The sequence below is a fragment of the Streptomyces sp. NPDC048462 genome, from assembly GCF_043200175.1.
GTDB lineage: Bacteria > Actinomycetota > Actinomycetes > Streptomycetales > Streptomycetaceae > Streptomyces.
The window spans coordinates 193,191-213,103 of the sequence record NZ_JBICXG010000006.1 but is presented as its reverse complement, the minus strand read 5'-3'; the positions used below and the strand labels follow the sequence as shown (position 1 = coordinate 213,103).

Genomic DNA, 19,913 nt, shown 5'->3' with positions numbered 1-19,913 from the left:
CACCGGCCGGACTCGCAGTGGCGTGTGCCGGGGTACTGACTCTGACCTCCTGTGTGGACAGTCGTACCGACCCGCCGCCACCTCCCGTCAAGGTGACTGCTGCCGATCTCTACGGCACTTGGACGGGTTGGAAGGGTAGTTCCCTGACCTTCCAACCCGAATTCCGTGCGGTCGTGGAGAATCTTGACGGGCAGGAGTTCGAATTCGATGATGCCTGGCGCATGTCGGGTCCGGGGTCCTGGCGCCTCTTGAAGCCCGGGGCGTATCGGGGTGGGAACACCGTGGGTAACGGATCGGTGATTCGGGTCGAGGCGAGCCCGGGCGGTGGTGCAGGGAAGAAGGATCCTGCGACTGAAAGCCCGGAAGCAGAAAAAGAACTCACCCCGGACGACGTCGCGTCTCGCACGGAACCGCCGCCGGAAAAGGCGGATTGGGACATCGGTGTCACCAGGAGCAAGAAGGGGAAGCTCCGACTGTTCTTCCTGACATCGGACCCCGATGTGCGGGATACCTACTACCTCACGAAGAAGAAGTAAGGGTCGAAGCCGCGGCAGATCTGCCGCGGCTTCGCTCGTTTGGGGTGTAAGCGTAGGGCGCGAGTGACGTCCACCCGGAAGACCCCCCGCACCGATTTAGGTTTCCTCAACGACGGTCACTCCCATATTCCGTTGATGGGTAGTGCGTCGCGGGCCGTATCGCTGAAGCGCCGCGAAACCGTCAGGCTGGCGGCCCTTGGGCTTCTGCTGAATAGGCTGGGTGGACTCCCGGCCGCCCTTCTGCAGCCTGTCTGCAAGGGAGTCGGCGCCTGCCGGTCTGCGTGCTGTTATCGGGACGCGGCGGAAGCGCCGCGCGCCTGGGCGACCCCGAGTGGCACACGTGCCACCTGGGCGACCCCGAGTGGCACACGTGCCATGTCCCGGACGTTGGCGGGCGACACCATCTTCAGCGGGTTCGCGTGACGCCGGATCTTGCCCGTAGCCACGGTGGTGAACGGGATGCCCTCCGCGCTCGTGACCCGGGCCTCCAGGTCCTCCGCCGTGCCGATCCACAGGGCGTCGAGGGTGCGGCCGGAAGCGGCCAGCCGTGCCCGCAGAGTACGGATCGCGGTGAGAGCGGGGTAGATCGTTCGCCATGGTTCTCGGCGTCGCGGACGCCTGGGTCGCGCTGGTGGACGGGCTCTCCGCTTCGGCGGCCTCCGGTGCCGAACGGAAGTGCCAGGACTTGTCCTGAGGTCACGCGGTGACTGAGGCGGACAGGTCAGGTGAGCGCCGGGAAGCGCTGGTCACTGGGCTATCCAGGGTTCACGAACGCGTACACCTGGAGGGAATCCCTGACGTGTTGGCCACGCCGTTGGTCACGGACGAGCCGGCTGGCCCACAAAGCGCCTGGTCAAGCGACCACGTGTCGGAACGACGACCGGGGCCGCCACCCCCCACAGGAGAGGCCCCGGTCGTCTTCCGCGGGGCCGCGGAACGACCCCGTACTCATCTCAGCGCCGGGAACGCGTTTTCTGTCACACCGCAGCCCCGCCGCACAATGTTGCGGGTTGTACAAGTCATGGACGCGATGCCCGCGAAGGACGTAGCGTGCTGAGTCGCGCAGGGTGGCGCGGCAGTGGTGACCAGCTGCGATTCAGGACAGCAGGGCGGGTTGAGGGAGTGCTGGGGGACGACGCGGGGCTTACCGCCGCGGTGCTCGCGGCGCAGGACGGGGACGAGGACGCCTTCCGTACTGTGTACCGCGCTGTGCAGCCGCGGTTGCTGGGCTACATAAGGACACTGGTGGGGGAGCCGGACGCCGAGGACGTGGCGTCCGAGTCCTGGCTCCAGATAGCGCGCGACCTCGACCGGTTCAGCGGTGACGCGGACCGGTTCCGGGGGTGGGCGGCGCGGATAGCGCGTAACCGCGCCCTGGACCATCTGCGGATGCGCGGCAGGCGGCCCTCGTCCGGCGGCGACGAGGCGGAGCTGTCCGAGAAGCCCGCCGAGTCCGACACGGCGGCCGAGGCGATCGAGGCCCTGGCCACCGGCCGCACCATGTCGCTCATCGCCCAGCTGCCGCAGGACCAGGCCGAGGCCGTGGTCCTGCGCGTGGTGGTCGGGCTGGACGCCAAGAGCGCGGCGCAGACCCTGGGCAAGCGGCCGGGCGCGGTACGCACCGCCGCCCACCGGGGGCTGAAGCGGCTCGCCGAACTGCTGCGGGCGGACACCGCGGACCTGCCGGACGGCACCACGCGTCCGGGCGGCGGCGATCCGCCGCCCGTGGACCACGCGGAGGGCGGCCGTCCGCACGGCGGCGCCCCGGCCGGCGGGCTCGGTGCCCCCAGGGGACCGGGCGACGGGCCGGCTCCCGTGCAGGCGCCGCACGGCAGTGCGGCCGGCCGGACGGCCGAACTCGGCGCCGTACCCGCGCAACGCCCCTCCCGCACCGGCCTGGTGGCGCCCGCCGGTGTGACGCATTCGCGTCTTTGGACGCAGAAGGACATGTGATGGCCGACGAGCAGTACGAGTGGCTTGACAAGGAAGCGGCGGAGAGATTGCTCCGCCGTGAACCGGTCGATCCTGTCGACGGCCAGCAGGGACCGGATGCCGAGAGGCTCGCGGCCGCCCTGGACGCCGCGGCCCGTGCCGCGCGCCCGGCCACCGGTGAGCTTCCGGGCGAGGCCGCCGCACTGGCCGCCTTCCGCTCCGCCCCGCGCCCCACGACCCGTAACCGCCCCGCGTCCGCGCGGGCCGGCCGGGTGAGCGCCGCCGGGCCGGACGGGAGCGGCATGCTCGCGCCCGTACACATAGGCCGGACCGCCTCCGGCAAGGGGTCGGGCACCGGAACCTCCGGCGCTCGCCCGCCGAGCTGGAGCCGCCCCGTCCGCTTCGGCCTGGTCGCCTCGCTCGCGTGCTGTGCGATCGGCGGGGTGGCGGTGGCCGCCGGGACCGGGGTGCTGCCCGGTCCCTTCGGCCGGCACACCCCCTCGCCGGCGACGTCGGTGTCGGCCGCCGCCTCGCCCGAGGAGCTCGGCTCCGGCCTCACGTCCGACGACGGGACGCCCGAGCCGCCGGCCGGCACGCCGAGCCCGCGCAGTTCGCCCCCCGAGGCGCCGGACTCCGCCCGCCCCGGCGGGAGGAGCACCTCGGGCACCGGCCCCACCGGCGCCCCCGCCACCGAGGGCGGGACCGGCTCGGGACAGCGGGAGGACCCGGCCGGCGGCTCCCCGGACAGCACGCAGGACCCCGGCGGCAGCGACAGCGACGGCTCCGGGCAGCCCGGCACCTCGCCGGGCGGCACCTCGGGCGCCTGGTACGCCAAGACGCTGAAGGCCTGCCGCGACTACCGCGACGGCAAGCTCGACGACGACCGCAGAAGCCGCCTCGAGGCACTGGCCAAGGGCGCCCGCAATCTGGACCGGTTCTGTGAGCGGATGCTCGACACGGCCGGCGACAACCGAGGCAGCGGCAGGGACAGCGACAACGGCGACGACAGCGGCAACGACAGTGGCAACGGTGACGACAGCGGCAACGGTGACAGCGGCGGTGATCCGGGCAGCGACGGCGACTCGCCGTCCGGCGGCTCCGGCTCGCTCCCGTCGATCGGTTTCTCCCCCGCGTCCCCGCAGCCCCCGGCCGCGTTCGCCGTACCGGACCCGGAACCCGGCTCCGCCACGGAGCTCGGCACGGGCCCCGACGCGGACCTCGGCACCTCGGCGCCCGCCACCCCCGTCGCGGCCCGCTGACCCCGTCCACCACCGGGTGTGACGTTTTTCGGCACGCGGACGCAGTACAGAGTGAGCCGACTGGTCATCGGCAGCGTCCTGAGCCGGGGTTCCCCCCGTACCTTCGGCTCGGCGCAACGGCGCGGGCGGGACACGTTCCCCCGGTCCCGCCCGCGCCCCTCATATCCACCGGCCGCCCGTCCGGCGCTCAGCTGTGGACGACGACCTTGTCGCCGTCGCGGACCTGGGCGTACAGCGAGGCGATCTTCCCCTCGTCCCGCACGTTGACGCAGCCGTGCGAGGCGCCGTTGTAGCCGCGGGCCGCGAAGTCCGAGGAGTAGTGCACCGCCTGCCCGCCGCTGAAGAACATCGCGTACGGCATGGGCGAGTCGTAGAGCGTCGACACATGGTGCCGGGACTTCCAGTAGACGGCGAAGGTGCCCTCGCGGGTCGGCGTGTACTGCGAGCCGAACCGCACGTCCATCGACGAGAGGACCTTGCCGTCGATCATCCAGGACAGCGACCGGCTGTTCTTGCTGATGCAGATCACCCGGCCCTTCATGCACCGCTTGTCCGGCTTCGCGACCGGGCGGGTGGTCGGCGGGTTCAGCTCCGCCGCCGTCGGCTCGTGCGTCATGCCGAGCAGCTTCTGCCAGGTGAGCGTGTCCGCCTTGCCCGTACGGGACAGCCCGCGCTTGCCCTGGAACGACTGCACGGCGGTGACCGTGACGGTGCCGTAGTAGCCGGTGGGGGTGCGGTTGAAGTGGCCGATCTGGCGCAGCCGGGCCTGGAGCTCGCGCACCTGCTTGCCCTGCGCGCCGCTCGCCATCAGCACCTTGCCCTGCGGGTCGGGTGCGGTCGTGGCAGAGGGCGTGGGCTTCGGCGGTGTGCTCGCCGGTTTGCCGGGTCCCGTGCTCGCGGACTGCGTCGGCGTCCCCGGTTCGTCCGGGCCGGGCTTGGCGTCGTCGGTGGGGCTGCCGCTCGTCTGCGCGGGCGCCGGGGCCGACGGGGTGCTGCCCGCGGCCTGCGGCTCGCATCCCGCGGTCACGGCGGTCAGCGCCATTACGGCCACGGCGGCGCCGGCCGCCGCTGCCGCACGGCTGCCCCGGTGCGCGGTGCCGTGCCCGGTCCTTCTGGTGCGTATCATCTCGGCCCCCTGGGTCTCCGGTATCCCATGAGACGGATTCCCGCCCTGCCCGGTTGCCGAATCCCGCGCATGACGGCGAAAGCGTTATCGAGACCGGCCGGTCACCGATCAGCGGCCGGAACGTGGGCCGGGTCTTCTCCACGGCGACGGGGACTGACGCGGAACGTCGTCCCAGGACCTGAACCCCGTATCCGGAGTGTCGCACCCGCGTGCGACACTCCGTTTCATGCTGGGTGTCACCGACCTTCCGACCTATCTCGCCGGCCTCGTACTGATCGTTCTGCTGCCGGGACCGAATTCGCTGTACGTGCTGTCCGTCGCCGCCCGGCGCGGGGTGCGGACCGGCTATGTGGCCGCGGCCGGGGTGTGGACCGGGGACACCGTGCTGATGACCCTGTCCGCGCTGGGAGCGTCGTCGCTGCTCCAGACGACGCCCGTGCTGTTCGCCGTGGTGAAGTTCGCCGGGGCGGGATATCTGACCTGGCTGGCCTTCGGGATGCTGCGGGCCGCGGTGTCCATGTGGCGCGAGCGGCACCGGCGGGTGGCCGAGCTGACGGGTGAGTCCGCGGACGGGGCCGAGGCGATCGGCACCATGGAGCGGCCGTACCGGCGGGCGCTGGTGGTCAGCCTGTTCAACCCGAAGGCGATCCTGTTCCTGATCTCGTTCTTCGTGCAGTTCGTCGATCCGGGATACGCCTATCCGGCGCTCTCCTTCCTGGTGCTGGGCACGCTGCTCCAGGCCGCCAGCTTCCTGTACCTCTCCGCGCTGATCTTCGGCGGTACCCGGCTGTCGGCCGCGTTCCGCCGCCGCAAGCGGCTCTCGGCCGGGGCCACTTCGGCGGCGGGCGTGCTGTTCCTCGGCTTCGCCGCGAAGCTGTCGCTCAGCAGCGTCTGAGCGCTCAGCCCGCCGTGAGAGCGACGCCCAGCGGTGCGAGGTACCGCGCGAGCCCGGCCGGGTCCTCGCCCGCCCAGCCGAGGTAGCCGTCCGGACGGACCAGGAACAGGCCCTTGCCGTACGCCTCGTACGCGTCCGTTCGGTGCACCCGGACGTCGGATCCCGCGAACCGCGGCAGTTCCGCGTCGGTGCCGACCGCCAGCAGCGTGAAGTGCGGTCCCCGGTAGACGTCGAACAGCCGCCGGTCGCCGGTCGGCCCGTCGGGGGCCCGGTCGCCGGCCCGCAGCACGCCCGCGCTCCCCACCGACAGCGGTCCCTCGCGGTAGCCGATGCCCAGCTGCTGGGCGGCCGCGCCGCGCTCCTGCTCGCCCCGGTGGATCCGGGTGGACAGGCCGAGCACCTCGGCGGCGACCGGCCGGCGCTCCTGCTCGTACGTGTCCAGCAGGGCCGGGGACGCGCCGTGGTTGAGCACCTGGCCGAGCTTCCAGCCGAGGTTGTACGCGTCCTGGACGCTGGTGTTCAGCCCCTGTCCGCCCGCCGGGGAGTGGACGTGGGCCGCGTCCCCGGCCAGGAAGACCCGGCCCTCGCGGAAGCGGTCGGCCAGGGCGGCGCGCGGCCGGAAGTCGGAGGACCAGCGCACCTCGGTGACATCCGCCGCCTCCAGGTGCGTGCGTGCGGCGACCAGCGCGCGCACCCCCTCCGCGGAGGTGTCGGGCTCGCCCTCCTTGAACTGGGCGGCCAGCTGGAAGTCCGCTGTGCCGGGCAGCGGGCACAGCGTGATGAACCCCGCGTCGGTGTTCATCATGTGCCAGTTCAGCCGGTCGAGCGCGTCCTCGGCGACCCGTACGTCGGCCACCAGCATCGGCGCCGGGTCCACGGTCTCCCCGGTCATCGCGATGCCCAGCGCCCGCCGCACCGTGGAGCGCCCGCCGTCCGACGCGACCAGGTAGGAGGCGCGGACCGGACCGGTGGACAACTGGGCGGTGACCCCTTCCGCGTCCTGGGCGAGACCGGTCAGCGCGGTATCGAACACCACGTCCCCGCCCAGCTCGCGCAGCCGGGCCAGCAGGATCTCCTGGGTCCGCCACTGCGGCATCAGCCACGGCTCCCCGTACGGTTCGGCGTCGGTCGGCGCCGCCACCCGGAACATCCGGTGCTCGCCCATCCGCTCGCCGTTCTGCCAGACCATCCCGACCGGCGCCGGACCACCGTGCTCGCGGACCGCGTCGCCCACCCCGATGTCGTCCAGGACCTCCCGGGTGCGGGGCTGGATGCCCTTGCCGCGCGAGCCGGGGAAGAGGGCAGGCGCCTGCTCGACGAGGAGGGCGGGCACGCCCCGGCGGGCCAGGTCGCAGGCGAGGGCGAGGCCGCACGGACCGGCGCCGACGATCAGGACCCCAGTTTCCTTAACGCTGTTAAGTTCCATGTCGGGAGTCTGCGCTTAACGCTGTTAAGTTGTCAAGGCGGGGGCTGTTAACTTGACCGGGTGGGTACGACGAAGATCGACCGGTCCCGGGTGGCCGACACGGCGCTGCGGCTGCTGAACGAGGTGGGCCTGGACGGGCTCACCCTGCGCACCATCGCCAGGGAGCTGGACGTCAAGGCGCCCGCGCTGTACTGGCACTTCAAGGACAAGCAGGCGCTGCTCGACGAGATGGCCACCGTGATGTACCGCCGGATGCTCGATGAGGACCTGCCGGCGCCGACGCCGCAGGGCTGGCAGGAGCAGCTCGTCGCGTACAACAGCGGACTGCGCCGCGGGCTGCTGCGCTACCGCGACGGGGCGAAGGTCTACGGGGGCGCGCAGTTCACCGGCACCGACCACGCCGACGGGCTCGAAGGGCACCTGCGGACCATGGTCGACGCGGGCTTCGAGCTCTGGCAGGCGGTCCGGGCGGGCACCACCGCGTACTCCTACACGATGGGCTTCGTCAGCGAGGAACAGGGCGTGCGCCCGATGCCGGACCAGCGGCGGGAGGGCTTCGACGTCACTGAACGCGCCGAACGGCTGGCCCGCTACCCGCTCGCCGCTGCGGCCGGCTCCGAGATCTTCGCCAACTACGACGAACGCTTCGAGGACGGCCTGCGGCTGATCATCGCGGGCATCGAGGCGCGCTACGGGCGCGCCGATGCCCCCGGCCACACGTCCTAGCCGCGCCTGCGCCGCCGTATCCGGGCCGATGCCGCCGGCCCGAACGCCGTGGCCAGCAGCGCCGCCAGTGCGGCGGCCCCGGCGAGCGACCCGGCCCGCAGCCCCGGCGGCCGGAACGAGCAGTCCACCGCCGTCCGGCCCCCGCCCACCGGCACCGCGACGAGCCCGAGGTAGGAGCCGGCCGGGCGCCCGTCGCAGCTCCAGCCCGCGATCCGGGGCAGGGCCAGCACGGCGAGGCCCTCGGTGTGCGGCGGGAGTTCGGCGTGCAGGCCGCTGCCGGAGACCGTGACGCGGGTCGCGCCCGTGCGCTTCAGCCCCGCCACCGCCGAGGCGAGGCGCCCCGGATCCAGGCAGCCGAGGGACTCGTGCGGAACGGTCCCGTCCCGCTCCGCGCGCAGCGTCACCGCGATCCGGCCCGAGCCGGGGCCCAGCGGCAGCATCCCGGCCCGGCGGGCGGGCAGATCGCCCCGTACGTCGGCCGGTTCGCCGCCCGCGCCCAGCAGTGCGGTGCCGAACAGGTCGGGCGCCCACAGGAACACCTCGCTGCCGGCCGGACAGCTCGCGCTCAGGGTGTACGTGCCGGCCGGTGCCTCGTACGCGTAGGCGTTCCGGTCCGCGGCGGCCGCCCCGTCCGCGCTTCGCAGCACCGTCTTCGGCAGCGTGTACACCGGCGCGCCGAGCAGCTTCTCCTGGTTGCGGAACGGCGAACGCCCGAACGGCCCGGCGGAGGCGGCGGGACGGACCGTCACCAGCGGCGGGACGTCCCGCCGGGTCACGGTCACCGGACGGTCGTCGGGGCGGTTCCAGACCTGGTGCGGGTCGCGCGGCATGTGCACCCGGGCGCCGACCGAGAACACCGTGTCCGTCACCGGGTTGTCCAGGCTCTGCAGGGCCCGGCCGCGCGAGGTGGAGCCGCCGCCCAGCGCGAGGAAGGTGCGGGTCGTCACGTCGGGCGTGTGGCTGCTGTAGTACGCCCCGCCCTGACCGCCGACCGTCAGCGGGTCGTTGGCCGTGCTCTGCTCCGGGCCCGGATCGGTGCGGTAGCGCGGCCAGCCGTCGGCGTCCGCCACCGCATCGGCCTGAAGGCGCTGGCGCTCGCCCCAGGGCGCGTAGTCGTCGAGCTGCTTCAGCCGCTGCCGGTCGCCGTACGCCGTGGTCGCGGCGGCCTGCCCGGCCTGCGCCCCCACCAGCAGCAGCGCCGCGAGCGCGAGGAACCTGCCGCTGCGCACCAGGGCGAGGCCGCAGAGCGCCGCCACCAGGCCCGCGGCGAACAGCGGATACGTCCACCGGGTGAGCAGCGCGCTGGGCGCGGCCGCCGCCGCGATCAGCACGAGCACCCCGGCCCCGCCCAGCAGCGCCCGCCGGTCCGGCCACGCACGGGCGACCGACGTCCAGGCGGCGATCACCACGATGCCGCTCAGCACGAACGTCTGCCGGAACGGGCTGCCGTTCGGCGTCGCGAAGGCGTGCCAGAGCAGATGCGTGGGCCCCCACTGCATGGACAGCGCGACCGCCGCCACCAGCCCCGGCCACACCCACCGCTCGGCGCGCGGCAGCTCCCGGTGGAACGCCGGCACGCAGGCCAGCAGCAGGGCGCCCGTGCCCAGGAAGACCGCCGGGCTGAAGAAGCCGTACGTGGCGGGCAGCAGCCGGGCCGCGACATCCGGCCAGGCGGCCGGGGCGAACTCCCGCATCCAGCCCGGGTAGGCGTGCTTGGTGCCGAGGAAGACCGGCAGCAGGACCGGCGCGGCCAGCCCGATACCGATCAGCACCGTCCGCACCGCGCGCACCAGCCCCCGCACCCGCTCCCGCGACGACTCCTCCTCCAGCAGCAGCCGCACCACAAGCACCAGCGCGGCCCCGAGCGTCGCCATGTACGCGGTGTAGAAGTTGGACACCCAGGCGAGCGTCACCAGGAGCGTCGCCGGCACCGGCCGCCGCGCGGTCCGCGCCCACTCACCGGCCAGGCACAGCAGCGGGAACGCGATCAGCCCGTCCAGCCACATCGGGTTGTACGCCGCCTCGGCGACCGACCAGCCGCACAGCGCGTACGAGGCGCCGAGCACGGCCGCCGCCCACTCCCGGCCGCGCCCCCGGCGCAACGCGGTGAGCAGCCAGGTCATCGCCGCCGCCGCCACCCCCGTCTTCACCAGCGTGACCACGTAGACGGCCAGGTCGATGCGGTCCCTCGGGAACACCCCGACGAGCAGGGCGAACGGGCTGCTCAGATACGTGCCGAGGTCCGGCAGGAAGCTGGTGCCGAAGCCGGACTGCCAGTTCAGCAGCAGCCCGCCGTCCGCCCTGCCGTGCAGCAGGTCCCAGAGGTGGGCGTGGAACGGTACGAACTGGTTGCCCAGGTCGTTCACGCTGCGGGTGCGCGGGCCGAACGGGTAGCTGCGGGCCATCGCGTCGCCCGCGCAGACGGCGGCGACGGTCAGCACGGCGGCCAGCGCGGCGCCCGTGGCGCGCGGCGATCGGAGAATCGGCGGAGTCCTCATGGTGGCTCGAATATGTCATCGAACATCGTGAAATCCCGTGCGGGAAAAGGCGGTTCACCTGATGTCCCGCCGCCCTTCACGTGCCGGTCCCCGCCGGGTCACCGGGGCCGGCCGGCGGCGGAAGCCGTTCTCCGTGCCGACAGGGTGAGTTCACCCGGCGGCCGTTCAGGTTTCCTAACGTGCCACGGAACCCCGAACGGTTGACGAACATCCGTCCCCGTCCTACGCCCCTTCCCCCCACGGGCATCAGACGCTTTGGAGCGCCATGACGAAAGCCCGCACCCGTTGGCCACGGCAGCGTGACGCGGAGGCCCCGCTCCCGTCCGAGGGCCCCGCGCCCTCCCTCGCCGACGTCCGCCCGACGGAGCTGGAGACCTGCCTGCGCGCCTGCGCCGCCCACAGCGGGAAGCTGGTCGCCGGGCTCGACCGGCGGCGCACGGCGCTCGCGGAGGCCCTGCGCAACCTGCTGGCCACCCACGCCGCCATGGAGCAGACGCCCGCCCCCGCCGCCCCCGCCCCCCTGCTGCGCCGCACCGCCAGGACCGCCCCCGCCTCCGCGCTGATCATCGGCGACCGGCTGATGGACCCGCTGCTCGCGGTCGGCAGCAAGGCCCTGGACTGCGGTTACGAGGACGAGCTGAAGCTCGCGCTCCTCGTCGCGGACACCGTGCTGACCCAGCGCACCCGCTCCCGCGCGGCCTGGCGGCTGCGGGCCCGCGTCCTGGAGGCCGTGGGCGCGGAGGCCGACGCCGTGGAGGCGTACGGGCGCTACCTCGCCCTCACCGACGACGACGGATTCGGGATCGCGGCCAGGACGGCCGGGCTGCGGGCCGGGGCGGAGCGCCAGGACGAGCTGCTGCGGATGCTGGAGCGGGACTGCCCGGAGGCCGCCGGCTTCGCCGGGGGACCGGTCACCGACACCTGGGCCGAGGGCCTGGCGCTGCACGCGCGCGGGGACTGGAACCGGGCCCGGTCCCGGCTGATCGGCGCGCTGCTGGCCCAGGACCGCTCCGGCGCCCCGGTGCCGGAGATCCAGGAGGCCCTGGCCCACTACCTGGGCCTCGCCCTGGAGGCCGGCGGCGCACCGGGCAGCGGCGCCCGGCGTACCGCCCCGGGCAAGGACGGCGCGGGGCACCTGACGGAGCTGATCGCGCTCTACGCGGGACAGCGCCGGAGCCGGATGCGCGGACCGGTCGCGGACCCCACCTTCGGCGGGGTCGAGTGGCTGACCCTCGGCGAGTTCCGCAACCACATCGCGGGCAAGTCGATCTGCCTGATCGCCAACTCCCAGCGGGTCGGCTCCGGTTCGCTGGGCGCCGAGATCGACGCGTACGACCTGGTCGTCCGCTTCAACTCGTACCGGATCGACCCGGCCGCCACCGGCAGCCGCACCGACATCCACGCCAGCATCCACAAACACGGCTTCAACTGGGACCAGAAGGTCCACACCCGGCTGGTGTTCGGCGGGCTCGCCGGCGACTGGAAGCACTCCCTGCGCACCCGGCTGGTGCCGGGCGCCCAGCGGTACCTGGGCGACGAGTCGCTGCGCTGGCCGCTGCGCGACATCGGCAAGGTCGGCGCGGACGCCTGGCCGTCCATCCCCACCAGCGGCTTCAACATGCTCTGGCTGCTGGACCACCTGGACGTCAGCCCGCGCCTGGACCTGATCGGCTTCGACTTCTACGAGAGCGGCGCCTACCGGCTGCCCGCCGCGATGAAGATGCCGATCACCTCCGTGCACGAGTACACGAGCGAGAAGGCGTGGGTCATGGAACGCGCCCAGAGCGTCACCGATACGAGGATCCGACTGCGATGACGACAACGCCCCCCGCCGAAGCCCCCGCGCGGCCCGCACCCGTACAGCCCGTACCCGTGCGGCCCGCGCCCGCCAACGCGCTCACCGGCAAGCGCCGGATCGCCTTCGCGAGCTTCGTGGACGAGAACTACCTGCCCGGCTTCCTCACCCTGCTGCGCAGCCTCGCCCTGTCCAACCCGGCCCTGTGCGAGGACTTCATCGTCCTGCACGACGGGCTTCGCCCCGCCTCCGTCGCCCGCATCCGGGAGCTGCACCCGCGCGCCGACTTCCGCCGCGTGGACGCCGCGCACTACGACACGTACGCCAAGGGCGACCAGGACAACTACCTGGTCCGCAAGGCCTACTTCATCCTGGACGTCTTCCGGGTGCGCGACTACGACACCGTGATCACCCTGGACACCGACATGGTGGTCCTCGGCGCGCTGGACGAACTGCTGCGGCTGCGCGAGGGACTCGCCGCCGTTCCGCAGTTCTTCTACGGGCAGCACAAGCTCAACAGCGGGCTGCTGGTCATCCAGCGCGAGTACCTGAGCGACGAGTTCTGCGACCGGATCGACGAGACCGGCCGCTCCGGCGCGTACGAGCTGGACAAGCACGACCAGGGCATCCTGAACGCCGTGCTCGACGGCGACTTCGTCCAGCTCGACACCCGCTACAACTTCGTCAAGCGGCGGCTCTCCGGCGACCTCCCGGTGCCCGAGACCACCGCGATCCTGCACTTCACCGGCCGGCACAAGCCCTGGCAGGGCGGCGAGGCCGGGTACGCGCAGGCCGAGGACCGCTGGCGCGAGTTCGAGCTGTCCGACGCCGATTTCCACGCCGCCTACCTGGCCCGGCCCGGCGCCAAGCACCACGACCTGCTGGTGCACTACGGCACCCAGCACGTCCGCCGCACCGCCGACCCCGACAGCGCCCGCCGGGTCGCCACCGCGCACATCGGTGCCGGTGAGTACCAGGAGGCGGCCGACCTCCTCGGCTCCGTCCGGATCCCGGTCGACGAGGCGTGGCCGCACGAGGTGCTCGGCCACGCGCTGATGAGCGTCTCCCGCTACGAGGAGGCCCGCGCCCAGCTCCTGCTGGCCGCCGCCGCCCCCAACCGGGCCGCCACCGCCTTCTCGCGGCTCGCCCAGATCGCCTGGATCCACGGCGACGACACCAGCGCGGCGCGGTACGCGCTCGACGGCCTCGGCGTCGACCCCACCCACCGCGCCAACCGGCTGATGTACAAGCGGGCCACGGACACCGGGGCACCCGCCGAAGGACCGGCCGACGAACAACTGGCCCACGTCGCGTTCTACATGGACCGGCAGGGCAACGCCGGGGACAAGCTCCTCCCGGAAAGCGTCCGCCTCGCCTTCGGCCACGACACCGGGCCGGCCCGCTGGCACTCCGTCCACGCCCACCGGCTGTTCGACGAGGCCGCGCTGGAGCGGGTCAACTCCCGCCGGGGCCTGGTCATCGGCGGCGGCGGCCTCTTCATCCCGGACACCGCGCCGAACGGCAACAGCGGCTGGCAGTGGAACGTCCCCGACGAGATGCTGGAGCGCATCGACGTACCCGTCATGGTGTACGCGGTCGGCTTCAACGCCTTCGACGGCCAGGCGTACGGGCACGGCCGGGAGCGGTTCCTCTCCTCGCTGCGCAAGCTGGTGGAGCGCTCCGCGTTCTTCGGGCTCCGCAACCACGGCTCGATCGACAAGGTCCGCGAGCTGCTGCCCGCCTCGCTGCACGACAAGGTCCGCTTCCAGCCCTGCCCGACCACCGTCACCCGGCAGCTGGTGGACGGCTGGAGCGACCCCGCGCGGCGCGAGGACACCGTGCTGGTCAACGCTGCCTACGACCGCTCCGGGCTCCGCTTCGGCCACGACTACGGACACTTCCTCGCCGAGATGGCCGAGGCGGTCAGGGGGCTCGGCCGGTACGCCGAGGTGAAGTGCGTCGCCCACTCGCTGGACGACGAGCGGATCGCGTTCGACCTGCGCCGCGAGCACGGCATCGCGCTGCCGGTGGTCCCGATGTACGACTTCGGCAACGACGCCATCCGGGACACCTACGCCCGGACGAAGCTGGTCATCGGGATGCGCGGGCACGCGGGCATGATCCCGTTCGGCTGCGGCACCCCCGTCATCAGCCTGATCTCGCACCCGAAGATGGCGTACTTCCTGGCCGACATCGAGCGCCCCGAGTGGGGCATCTCCGTCCACGACCGGCACCTCGGCGCGCGGCTGGTGGAGCGGGCGGCCGGGCTGCTGGAGGACCACACGGCGGCGGTGGCCGATGTGCACGGACGCCAGCAGGAGCTGTGGAAGGTCACCGAGGCGAACGCCACGGACCTCCGGCTGATCCAGGCCGGCGTGCGCGTCTGAGACCACCACGGACGAGGGGCGGGGCGCCGGTCGCGCCCCGCCCCTCGTCCGTCGTCACCGCGACCGGCTCACCGAGCCCCGCGGTCACGCGACCGGCTCACCGCCGCGCGCCCGGCCGCAGCGCCTTCGCACGCCGCGCCACCCGGCGCACCGCCGCGCTCCGCGGCAGGAACCCGAGCTGCTGAGGCACCCCGCCCGGCAGCGCGAGCGCGGTCAGCCGCCTGCGCTTGAAGTAGCGGCGGGTCGCGGCCGCCGGACGAGCGGCGAGATACCGCTCCGCGACCGGGCGGAGCCCCGGGTAGATCCTCGGCTGCATCGCGAAGCCGACCGCCCGCACCAGGTCGTTCAGCCCGTCCGGCGCCACCGTCGCCACGGCCGGGGCGGGGGAGGCGTCCTCCAGGTCCGGCACCAGCGCGTCCACCAGCGTCACCGGGACCCGGTTGCTGTTCTCGTACGGGGTCAGCCGCTCGAGGAGCGTCTCCGTGCCGACCCGGGCCACCGGCAGCCCGTAGAACGCGGACGCCGTGAGCAGCGCCGTCGAGAAGCAGCCGACGACCAGCGCCGGCCGCATCCGCCCGTACAGCACCTCGGCGAGGAGCGGCGCGGTGAGCACCCCCGCGTCCAGCACGGTCAGTTCGGCGCCGAGCCGCGCCGCCTCGGCCGCCATCCCCCGCGACCACTGGGCCGGGGCCGTCGGATGCGGTTTGAACACCAGCCGGGAGTGGCCGCGCCGGACCGCGCCGCGCATCATCCGCAGATGCAGCTCCTCCTCCTCGGCCGCGCTGATCAGGCCGAGCGCGGAGAGGTACTGGCCGAGCAGCAGCGCGGGCCCCTCGACGGAAGGCACCCCCGCCGCGACGTCCGGCGCGTCGCCCAGCTCACCGAGCACCTTGAGGAACGCCTCGGTCGGCACGGTCAGCGGCTCCACCCCGAACTCCGTGAGCAGCAGCGGCCGCAGCCCCGGCACCAGATCGAGATGGAGCAGCCGCCGCACCCGGGTGCCGACCAGCGGGTCGATCTTGTTCCGGGTCGGCCCGTAGCTCATCAGCCCGTCCGCGTACACATCGAGCGGCACGCCGCTGAAGATCTGGGCGACCGCCATGGCCGGGTCGACCTGGATCGACTCGACGGCGATCTCGACATCGTCGTCGCCCAGCCCCCAGGCCAGCCGCAGATGCCGTTCCCACAGCGGTACGTCGTCCGGGCGCGGGGACCAGCCGCCCGGGTGGTGCGGGGCGATCGTGGCGTTCCACGACACGACGTCGTCGAACCGGCCGCGCAGCACGTCGAACCCGGGCATCGCGTCGAGGGAGGTGGCCGTCTCCGGGATCGCCGCGTTGTTCGAGACGAGCAGGACGCGCCGCCCGGCGTCCTCGAACAGCCCCGCGTCCAGCGCGGCGGCGAGCGTGGCCGTGCCGTAGAGCGTGGAGGCGAAGAAGATCTGCGTCGTACGGGCCCGGCTGCCGTTCACGCGGCCGCCACCTCCTTCGCGGCGGACCGCCGCCGCAGCCGGCGCAGCACCGTGGCGCGCTTGACGTCCATCGAGTCGATGGCCTCGTCCAGCACGTCCTGCGGCATTCGCCCCAGGGCGCCGGCGCTCATCGTTTTCAGGGCCCGCGCCACCGCGGGCTCGAACCTCTCGATCGAACCCATGTGATGGGAAATGATCGCGCAATAGTTGCGGACCGCTTTCGGCAGGAGTTCCGCCGCGTCGCGGTCCGCCGCTGTTTCCCGTACGACCTGGTCGAACGAGCGAATGAAATCGAGCTGGCGCATGTCACCGATCTGGGTGAGCGACGAGGCGACGCCGCGTCGGTAGAAGATTCCGAGAAGTCCCAGCACCGCGAAGGAATCCGCCTCCCGGTGCAGCCGCCAGATCCACGGCCGGTCCTCCGCCGTGCGCAGCCCGTCCGTGAAGTGCAGCAGCCCCCGGTCGAGCAGCCTGCGGTGGTACAGGCCCGCCCAGGCGTACGCGTAGTCGACGGAGGTGCTGCGCCCGGCGGGCAGGATCGCGTCCCGGGGCGCCGAGACCACGTTCCTGGGACCGTGCGGGACGCGCTGGACGGTACGGGTCCTGCCGTCGGCCTGGACATGGTCGGTACGGACGAAATCGCAGCCCAGCGCCTCGGTCCTGGCCAGCAGTTCGGCGTAGAAACCGGGCGCGACCCAGTCGTCGCCGTCCAGGAAGGCGAGGTACTCGCCGCCGGCCGCGTCCAGACCGGTGTTCCTGGCGGTGGCCAGTCCGCCGTTCTGCCGGTGACTGCGGACGACCACCCCGGGAATCTCCTCCTGCGCGCGGCGCAGCATGTCCGCGGTCCCGTCGGTCGAACAGTCGTCGACGAGAATGAACTCGAAGTCCTCGCGGGCGTTGGCCCGCAGGCTTCTCAGGGTGTCGGGGGCGTATGTCTGCACGTTGTAGAACGGCACGATGACCGAGAGCTTAACCACCCGCGTCACGCTAGTTCCGGGCCGGACATTCGGCCTTGCGGCCGTACGGACGAGAGGTGAACGGCGCCGGTCGAAATGATGAACCGGTAAGCATCCGGGACCACTTTTCCGGTCCGTTCAAGCAGCCCGGCGGCGGGTTGGGCAATCGTCGGCAGGCTGTTAACCCTTTGTTGCTGTCACGTTGGGCTGCTCACCCCCGGGCCTTCCTACCTTCTTGGACGTGCCCCCTCGTAAAAGCAATTCGGTTTCGCCGGCAGCACCGGAGTCCGCGGACACGCCGCCCCCGGTCCTCCGGGTGGCCGTGCTCGCCGACTCCGACACCCGATGGAAGTGGGGCGCGCTCACCGCGCGCCGGCTGACCTCGGGCGGTACCCGTGCGGACGCGCCCCCGGCGCGGATCAGCGGGCTGCTGCTGCGCGGCCGGGCGACCCCGACCCCGCGCCAGCTGGCCGAGGTCGGCGACGTGGGCATCGACCCCGGCCGGGTCCGCGAGGTGACGGCCGCCGAGTTCCTGCACACGGTGCGGGACGAGGGCTACGACCTGGTGGTCCTCGCGCTGGTCGGCGGCGCCGTCCAGGCGATGCTGCACGGCCTGGCCGCACTCCGGTCGCCCGCCCGGCCCGTCGTCGTCACCGGCTACGTCGGCGTCGTCTACGAGAAGCTCGCGGACGGGCTGCTGCTGCGGCACGGCGCCGACGTCGTCCTCGCCAACTCCCGCGACGACGCGGAGCGTTTCCGCGCGGTGTACGAGGGAGTGGGCGCCGACGCCTCCGCCGTGACCGAGGCCGCCCTGCCCTTCCTCGGCGGCGAGCCGCACCGCCCCGAACCGGGCCGCGACACCGTCGTGTTCGCCGCCCAGCCCTCCGTACCGGCCTCCCGCACCGACCGTACGTACCTGCTGCGCAGGCTCGTCGAGCACGCCAGGCTGCACCCGAAGCGCGAGGTGCTCCTCAAGCTGCGCTCCAGGCCCGGCGAGCACACCACGCACATCGAGGAACTCCCCTACCAGCGCCTCGCCGAGAAGCTGCCCGGCGGACTCCCGCCCAACTTCCGCCTGGTCTACGGCCACATGGGCGAGGTCCTGGACCGCACCGACCTGCTGGTCACCGTCTCCTCGACCGCCGCCCTGGAATCCCTGCACCGCCGCATCCCCACCGCCGTCCTCACCGACCTCGGGGTGCGCGAGACGCTCGGCAACCACCACTTCATCGGCTCCGGTCTGCTCACCTCCTGGGACCACCTGGACGGCGGCGCCCACCCCGAGCCCGACGCCGAATGGCTGGCCGGCCAGGGCATCGCGGCCGACGGCGGCTACGAGCGGGCCTACGACACCGCACGGGCCCGGGTCACCGCCCTGCTCGCCCGGGACCGGCTGCCCGGCCTCACGCCCTACTACACGCCCGCCACCGCCCCCGGCTACCTCCCCGGCATCCTCGCCCGCCACCACCTGGCCCCCGACGGCCACCCGCTGCCGGGCGCCACCGCGACCGGGGAGCCCGGCCGGTTCAGGGGAGCGGTGCGCGAGGCGGTCCGGGACGCGGCCCGCGGCGCCTACCGCCACGGCGTCCAGCGGGTCGCCCCGGTCATCCGGCGGATGGGCGAGCTGTGAACACCACCACCAAGACACCCCTGGGAGCAGCGATGACGCAGCCCGCCACACCGCCCACCGTGCTCGCCGTGATCCCCGCCCGAGGCGGATCCAAGGGCGTACCGGCCAAGAACCTCGCCCAGGTCGGCGGCGTACCCCTGGTCGTCCGCGCGGTCCGCGCCTGCCTGGCCTCCGCCGAGGTGACGGCCGTCGTCGTGACGACCGACGCCCCGGCCGTCGCCGAGGCCGCCCGCACCGCGGCCGAGACGCTCGGCCAGGCGGACCGGCTGCACTGCGTCCAGCGCCCCGAGGCCATCGCGGGGGACACCGCGACCAGCGAGGCCGCCGTACTGCACGCCATGGACGACTACGAGGCCGAGCACGACCGCAGCGTCGACGTCGTCCTCCTCGTCCAGTGCACCAGCCCCTTCGTCGCCCGCGAGGACATCGACGGCGTCGCCGCCGCGGTCGCCCGCGAGGACGCCGACACGGCCGTCACCGTCGCCCCCTTCCACGGCTTCCTGTGGCGCGACGGCAGCGCGGTCGAGGACCACAACTACGGCGTCAACCACGACAAGTCGGTCCGCCCCCGCCGCCAGGACCGCCCCGAGGACCTCCTGGAGACCGGCGCCGCCTACGCGATGGACGCCGTCGGCTTCCGTACCCACCGCCACCGCTTCTTCGGCCACACCGCGCTGGTGCGCACCGACCCGGCCCGCGTCCTGGAGATCGACGACCCGCACGACCTGGCCCGCGCCCGCGCCCTGGCCCCGCTCCTGGACCCGGCGCCGCTGCCCACCCGCGAGGACATCGACGCGGTCGTCCTGGACTTCGACGGCACCCAGACCGACGACCGGGTCCTCATCGACGCCGACGGCCGCGAGACCGTCGCCGTCCACCGGGGCGACGGACTCGGCATCGCGGCCCTGCGCAAGGCGGGCGTCCCCCTCCTGATCCTCTCCACGGAACAGAACCCGGTCGTCGCCGCCCGCGCCCACAAGCTCCGCGTCCCCGTCCTGCACGGCATCGACCGCAAGGACCTCGCGCTCAAGCAGTGGTGCGACGAGCAGTCCATCGCCCCCGAACGCGTCATGTACGTCGGCAACGACGTCAACGACCTCCCCTGCTTCGCACTCGCCGGCTGGCCCGTCGCCGTCGCGAGCGCGCACGACTCGGTACGCGCCGCGGCGCGCGCCGTGACGACCACCCCCGGCGGCTCCGGCGCCATCCGCGAGATCGCGGCCTGGCTGCTCGGCCCCACCCTCACCACCAACACCCCCCTCCCCAAGTAAGGAAC

The 19,913-nt window shown here is 73.1% G+C and carries 14 protein-coding genes and 1 pseudogene; 9 read left to right on the top strand and 6 right to left on the bottom strand.

Annotated features, from left to right (window positions below; translation table 11 throughout):
• The first annotated feature begins 53 nt into the window (after nucleotides 1-53).
• The gene (locus ACGFU6_RS13835; protein WP_393610632.1) at nucleotides 54-536 is read left to right on the top strand and encodes a hypothetical protein; all 483 of its coding nucleotides are present in this window, start codon (nucleotides 54-56) and stop codon (nucleotides 534-536) included.
• Nucleotides 537-871: 335 nt separating this feature from the next.
• On the opposite strand, the pseudogene ACGFU6_RS13830 reads toward ACGFU6_RS13835, so the two are convergent.
• Nucleotides 872-1,123 (bottom strand): annotated as a pseudogene (locus tag ACGFU6_RS13830) (UDP-N-acetylglucosamine--N-acetylmuramyl-(pentapeptide) pyrophosphoryl-undecaprenol N-acetylglucosamine transferase); the annotation flags it as partial.
• Nucleotides 1,124-1,658: 535 nt separating this feature from the next.
• Here ACGFU6_RS13830 and ACGFU6_RS13825 point away from each other — a divergent pair.
• Together ACGFU6_RS13825 and ACGFU6_RS13820 are read left to right on the top strand one after the other, a co-directional pair.
• Complete coding sequence (locus ACGFU6_RS13825) at nucleotides 1,659-2,489, top strand: RNA polymerase sigma factor (RefSeq protein WP_393610807.1); 831 nt, start codon at nucleotides 1,659-1,661, stop codon at nucleotides 2,487-2,489.
• Nucleotides 2,489-3,727, top strand: a complete 1,239-nt coding sequence (locus ACGFU6_RS13820; RefSeq protein ID WP_393610631.1) for a hypothetical protein — start codon at nucleotides 2,489-2,491, stop codon at nucleotides 3,725-3,727. The genes ACGFU6_RS13825 and ACGFU6_RS13820 overlap by 1 nt, the downstream gene beginning before the upstream one ends.
• Before the next feature lie 187 nt (nucleotides 3,728-3,914).
• Here the strand turns inward: ACGFU6_RS13820 and ACGFU6_RS13815 are convergent, their stop codons facing one another.
• The gene (locus tag ACGFU6_RS13815) at nucleotides 3,915-4,853 is read right to left on the bottom strand and encodes a peptidoglycan-binding protein (RefSeq protein ID WP_393610629.1); all 939 of its coding nucleotides are present in this window, start codon (nucleotides 4,851-4,853) and stop codon (nucleotides 3,915-3,917) included.
• Nucleotides 4,854-5,079: 226 nt separating this feature from the next.
• Between ACGFU6_RS13815 and leuE the strand changes: the two genes are divergently transcribed.
• Nucleotides 5,080-5,748, top strand: a complete 669-nt coding sequence (gene leuE / locus ACGFU6_RS13810; RefSeq protein ID WP_393610627.1) for a leucine efflux protein LeuE — start codon at nucleotides 5,080-5,082, stop codon at nucleotides 5,746-5,748.
• 4 nt (nucleotides 5,749-5,752) lie between these two features.
• Here leuE and ACGFU6_RS13805 read toward each other — a convergent pair whose 3' ends face one another.
• Entirely contained in the window at nucleotides 5,753-7,174 is a 1,422-nt protein-coding gene (locus ACGFU6_RS13805) for an FAD-dependent monooxygenase (RefSeq protein ID WP_393610625.1), read from the bottom strand.
• 60 nt (nucleotides 7,175-7,234) lie between these two features.
• Here ACGFU6_RS13805 and ACGFU6_RS13800 point away from each other — a divergent pair, with 60 nt between their 5' ends.
• Nucleotides 7,235-7,900, top strand: coding sequence for a TetR/AcrR family transcriptional regulator C-terminal domain-containing protein (locus ACGFU6_RS13800; RefSeq protein ID WP_393610623.1), 666 nt, complete (start codon nucleotides 7,235-7,237; stop codon nucleotides 7,898-7,900).
• Here ACGFU6_RS13800 and ACGFU6_RS13795 read toward each other — a convergent pair.
• Nucleotides 7,897-10,398: a YfhO family protein gene (locus ACGFU6_RS13795; protein WP_393610621.1), complete on the bottom strand. Its 2,502-nt coding sequence runs from the start codon at nucleotides 10,396-10,398 to the stop codon at nucleotides 7,897-7,899. The two genes, ACGFU6_RS13800 and ACGFU6_RS13795, sit on opposite strands and share 4 nt — an antisense overlap.
• A 265-nt stretch (nucleotides 10,399-10,663) precedes the next feature.
• Here ACGFU6_RS13795 and ACGFU6_RS13790 point away from each other — a divergent pair, with 265 nt between their 5' ends.
• Nucleotides 10,664-12,214, top strand: a complete 1,551-nt coding sequence (locus ACGFU6_RS13790; protein WP_393610619.1) for a hypothetical protein — start codon at nucleotides 10,664-10,666, stop codon at nucleotides 12,212-12,214.
• On the top strand, nucleotides 12,211-14,580 hold the full coding sequence (locus ACGFU6_RS13785) for a glycosyltransferase (protein ID WP_393610618.1): 2,370 nt from the start codon (nucleotides 12,211-12,213) through the stop codon (nucleotides 14,578-14,580). Before ACGFU6_RS13790 ends, ACGFU6_RS13785 begins: the two co-directional genes overlap by 4 nt.
• A 97-nt stretch (nucleotides 14,581-14,677) precedes the next feature.
• Here the strand turns inward: ACGFU6_RS13785 and ACGFU6_RS13780 are convergent, their stop codons facing one another.
• The gene (locus ACGFU6_RS13780) at nucleotides 14,678-16,051 is read right to left on the bottom strand and encodes a polysialyltransferase family glycosyltransferase (protein WP_393610616.1); all 1,374 of its coding nucleotides are present in this window, start codon (nucleotides 16,049-16,051) and stop codon (nucleotides 14,678-14,680) included.
• Nucleotides 16,048-17,028, bottom strand: coding sequence for a glycosyltransferase family 2 protein (locus tag ACGFU6_RS13775; protein WP_393610614.1), 981 nt, complete (start codon nucleotides 17,026-17,028; stop codon nucleotides 16,048-16,050). Before ACGFU6_RS13775 ends, ACGFU6_RS13780 begins: the two co-directional genes overlap by 4 nt.
• Nucleotides 17,029-17,248: 220 nt before the next feature.
• On the opposite strand from ACGFU6_RS13775, the gene ACGFU6_RS13770 reads away from it, so the two are divergent.
• Nucleotides 17,249-18,637 (top strand): DUF6716 putative glycosyltransferase, encoded by a 1,389-nt coding sequence (locus tag ACGFU6_RS13770; protein WP_393610612.1) that lies wholly within the window; start codon nucleotides 17,249-17,251, stop codon nucleotides 18,635-18,637.
• A gap of 32 nt (nucleotides 18,638-18,669) precedes the next feature.
• Nucleotides 18,670-19,908, top strand: a complete 1,239-nt coding sequence (locus ACGFU6_RS13765; RefSeq protein WP_393610610.1) for a cytidylyltransferase domain-containing protein — start codon at nucleotides 18,670-18,672, stop codon at nucleotides 19,906-19,908.
• Nucleotides 19,909-19,913 lie beyond the last annotated feature (5 nt).

Excerpts from the sequence above, each read along its gene's own strand:
- ACGFU6_RS13820 (WP_393610631.1), top strand. The coding sequence starts at position 2,489 with ATGGCCGACGAGCAGTACGAGTGGCTTGACAAGGAAGCGGCGGAGAGA.
- ACGFU6_RS13785 (WP_393610618.1), top strand. The coding sequence starts at position 12,211 with ATGACGACAACGCCCCCCGCCGAAGCCCCCGCGCGGCCCGCACCCGTA.
- ACGFU6_RS13815 (WP_393610629.1), bottom strand. The coding sequence starts at position 4,853 with ATGATACGCACCAGAAGGACCGGGCACGGCACCGCGCACCGGGGCAGC.
- ACGFU6_RS13790 (WP_393610619.1), top strand. The coding sequence starts at position 10,664 with ATGACGAAAGCCCGCACCCGTTGGCCACGGCAGCGTGACGCGGAGGCC.
- ACGFU6_RS13795 (WP_393610621.1), bottom strand. The coding sequence starts at position 10,398 with ATGAGGACTCCGCCGATTCTCCGATCGCCGCGCGCCACGGGCGCCGCG.
- leuE (WP_393610627.1), top strand. The coding sequence starts at position 5,080 with ATGCTGGGTGTCACCGACCTTCCGACCTATCTCGCCGGCCTCGTACTG.
- ACGFU6_RS13805 (WP_393610625.1), bottom strand. The coding sequence starts at position 7,174 with ATGGAACTTAACAGCGTTAAGGAAACTGGGGTCCTGATCGTCGGCGCC.
- ACGFU6_RS13765 (WP_393610610.1), top strand. The coding sequence starts at position 18,670 with ATGACGCAGCCCGCCACACCGCCCACCGTGCTCGCCGTGATCCCCGCC.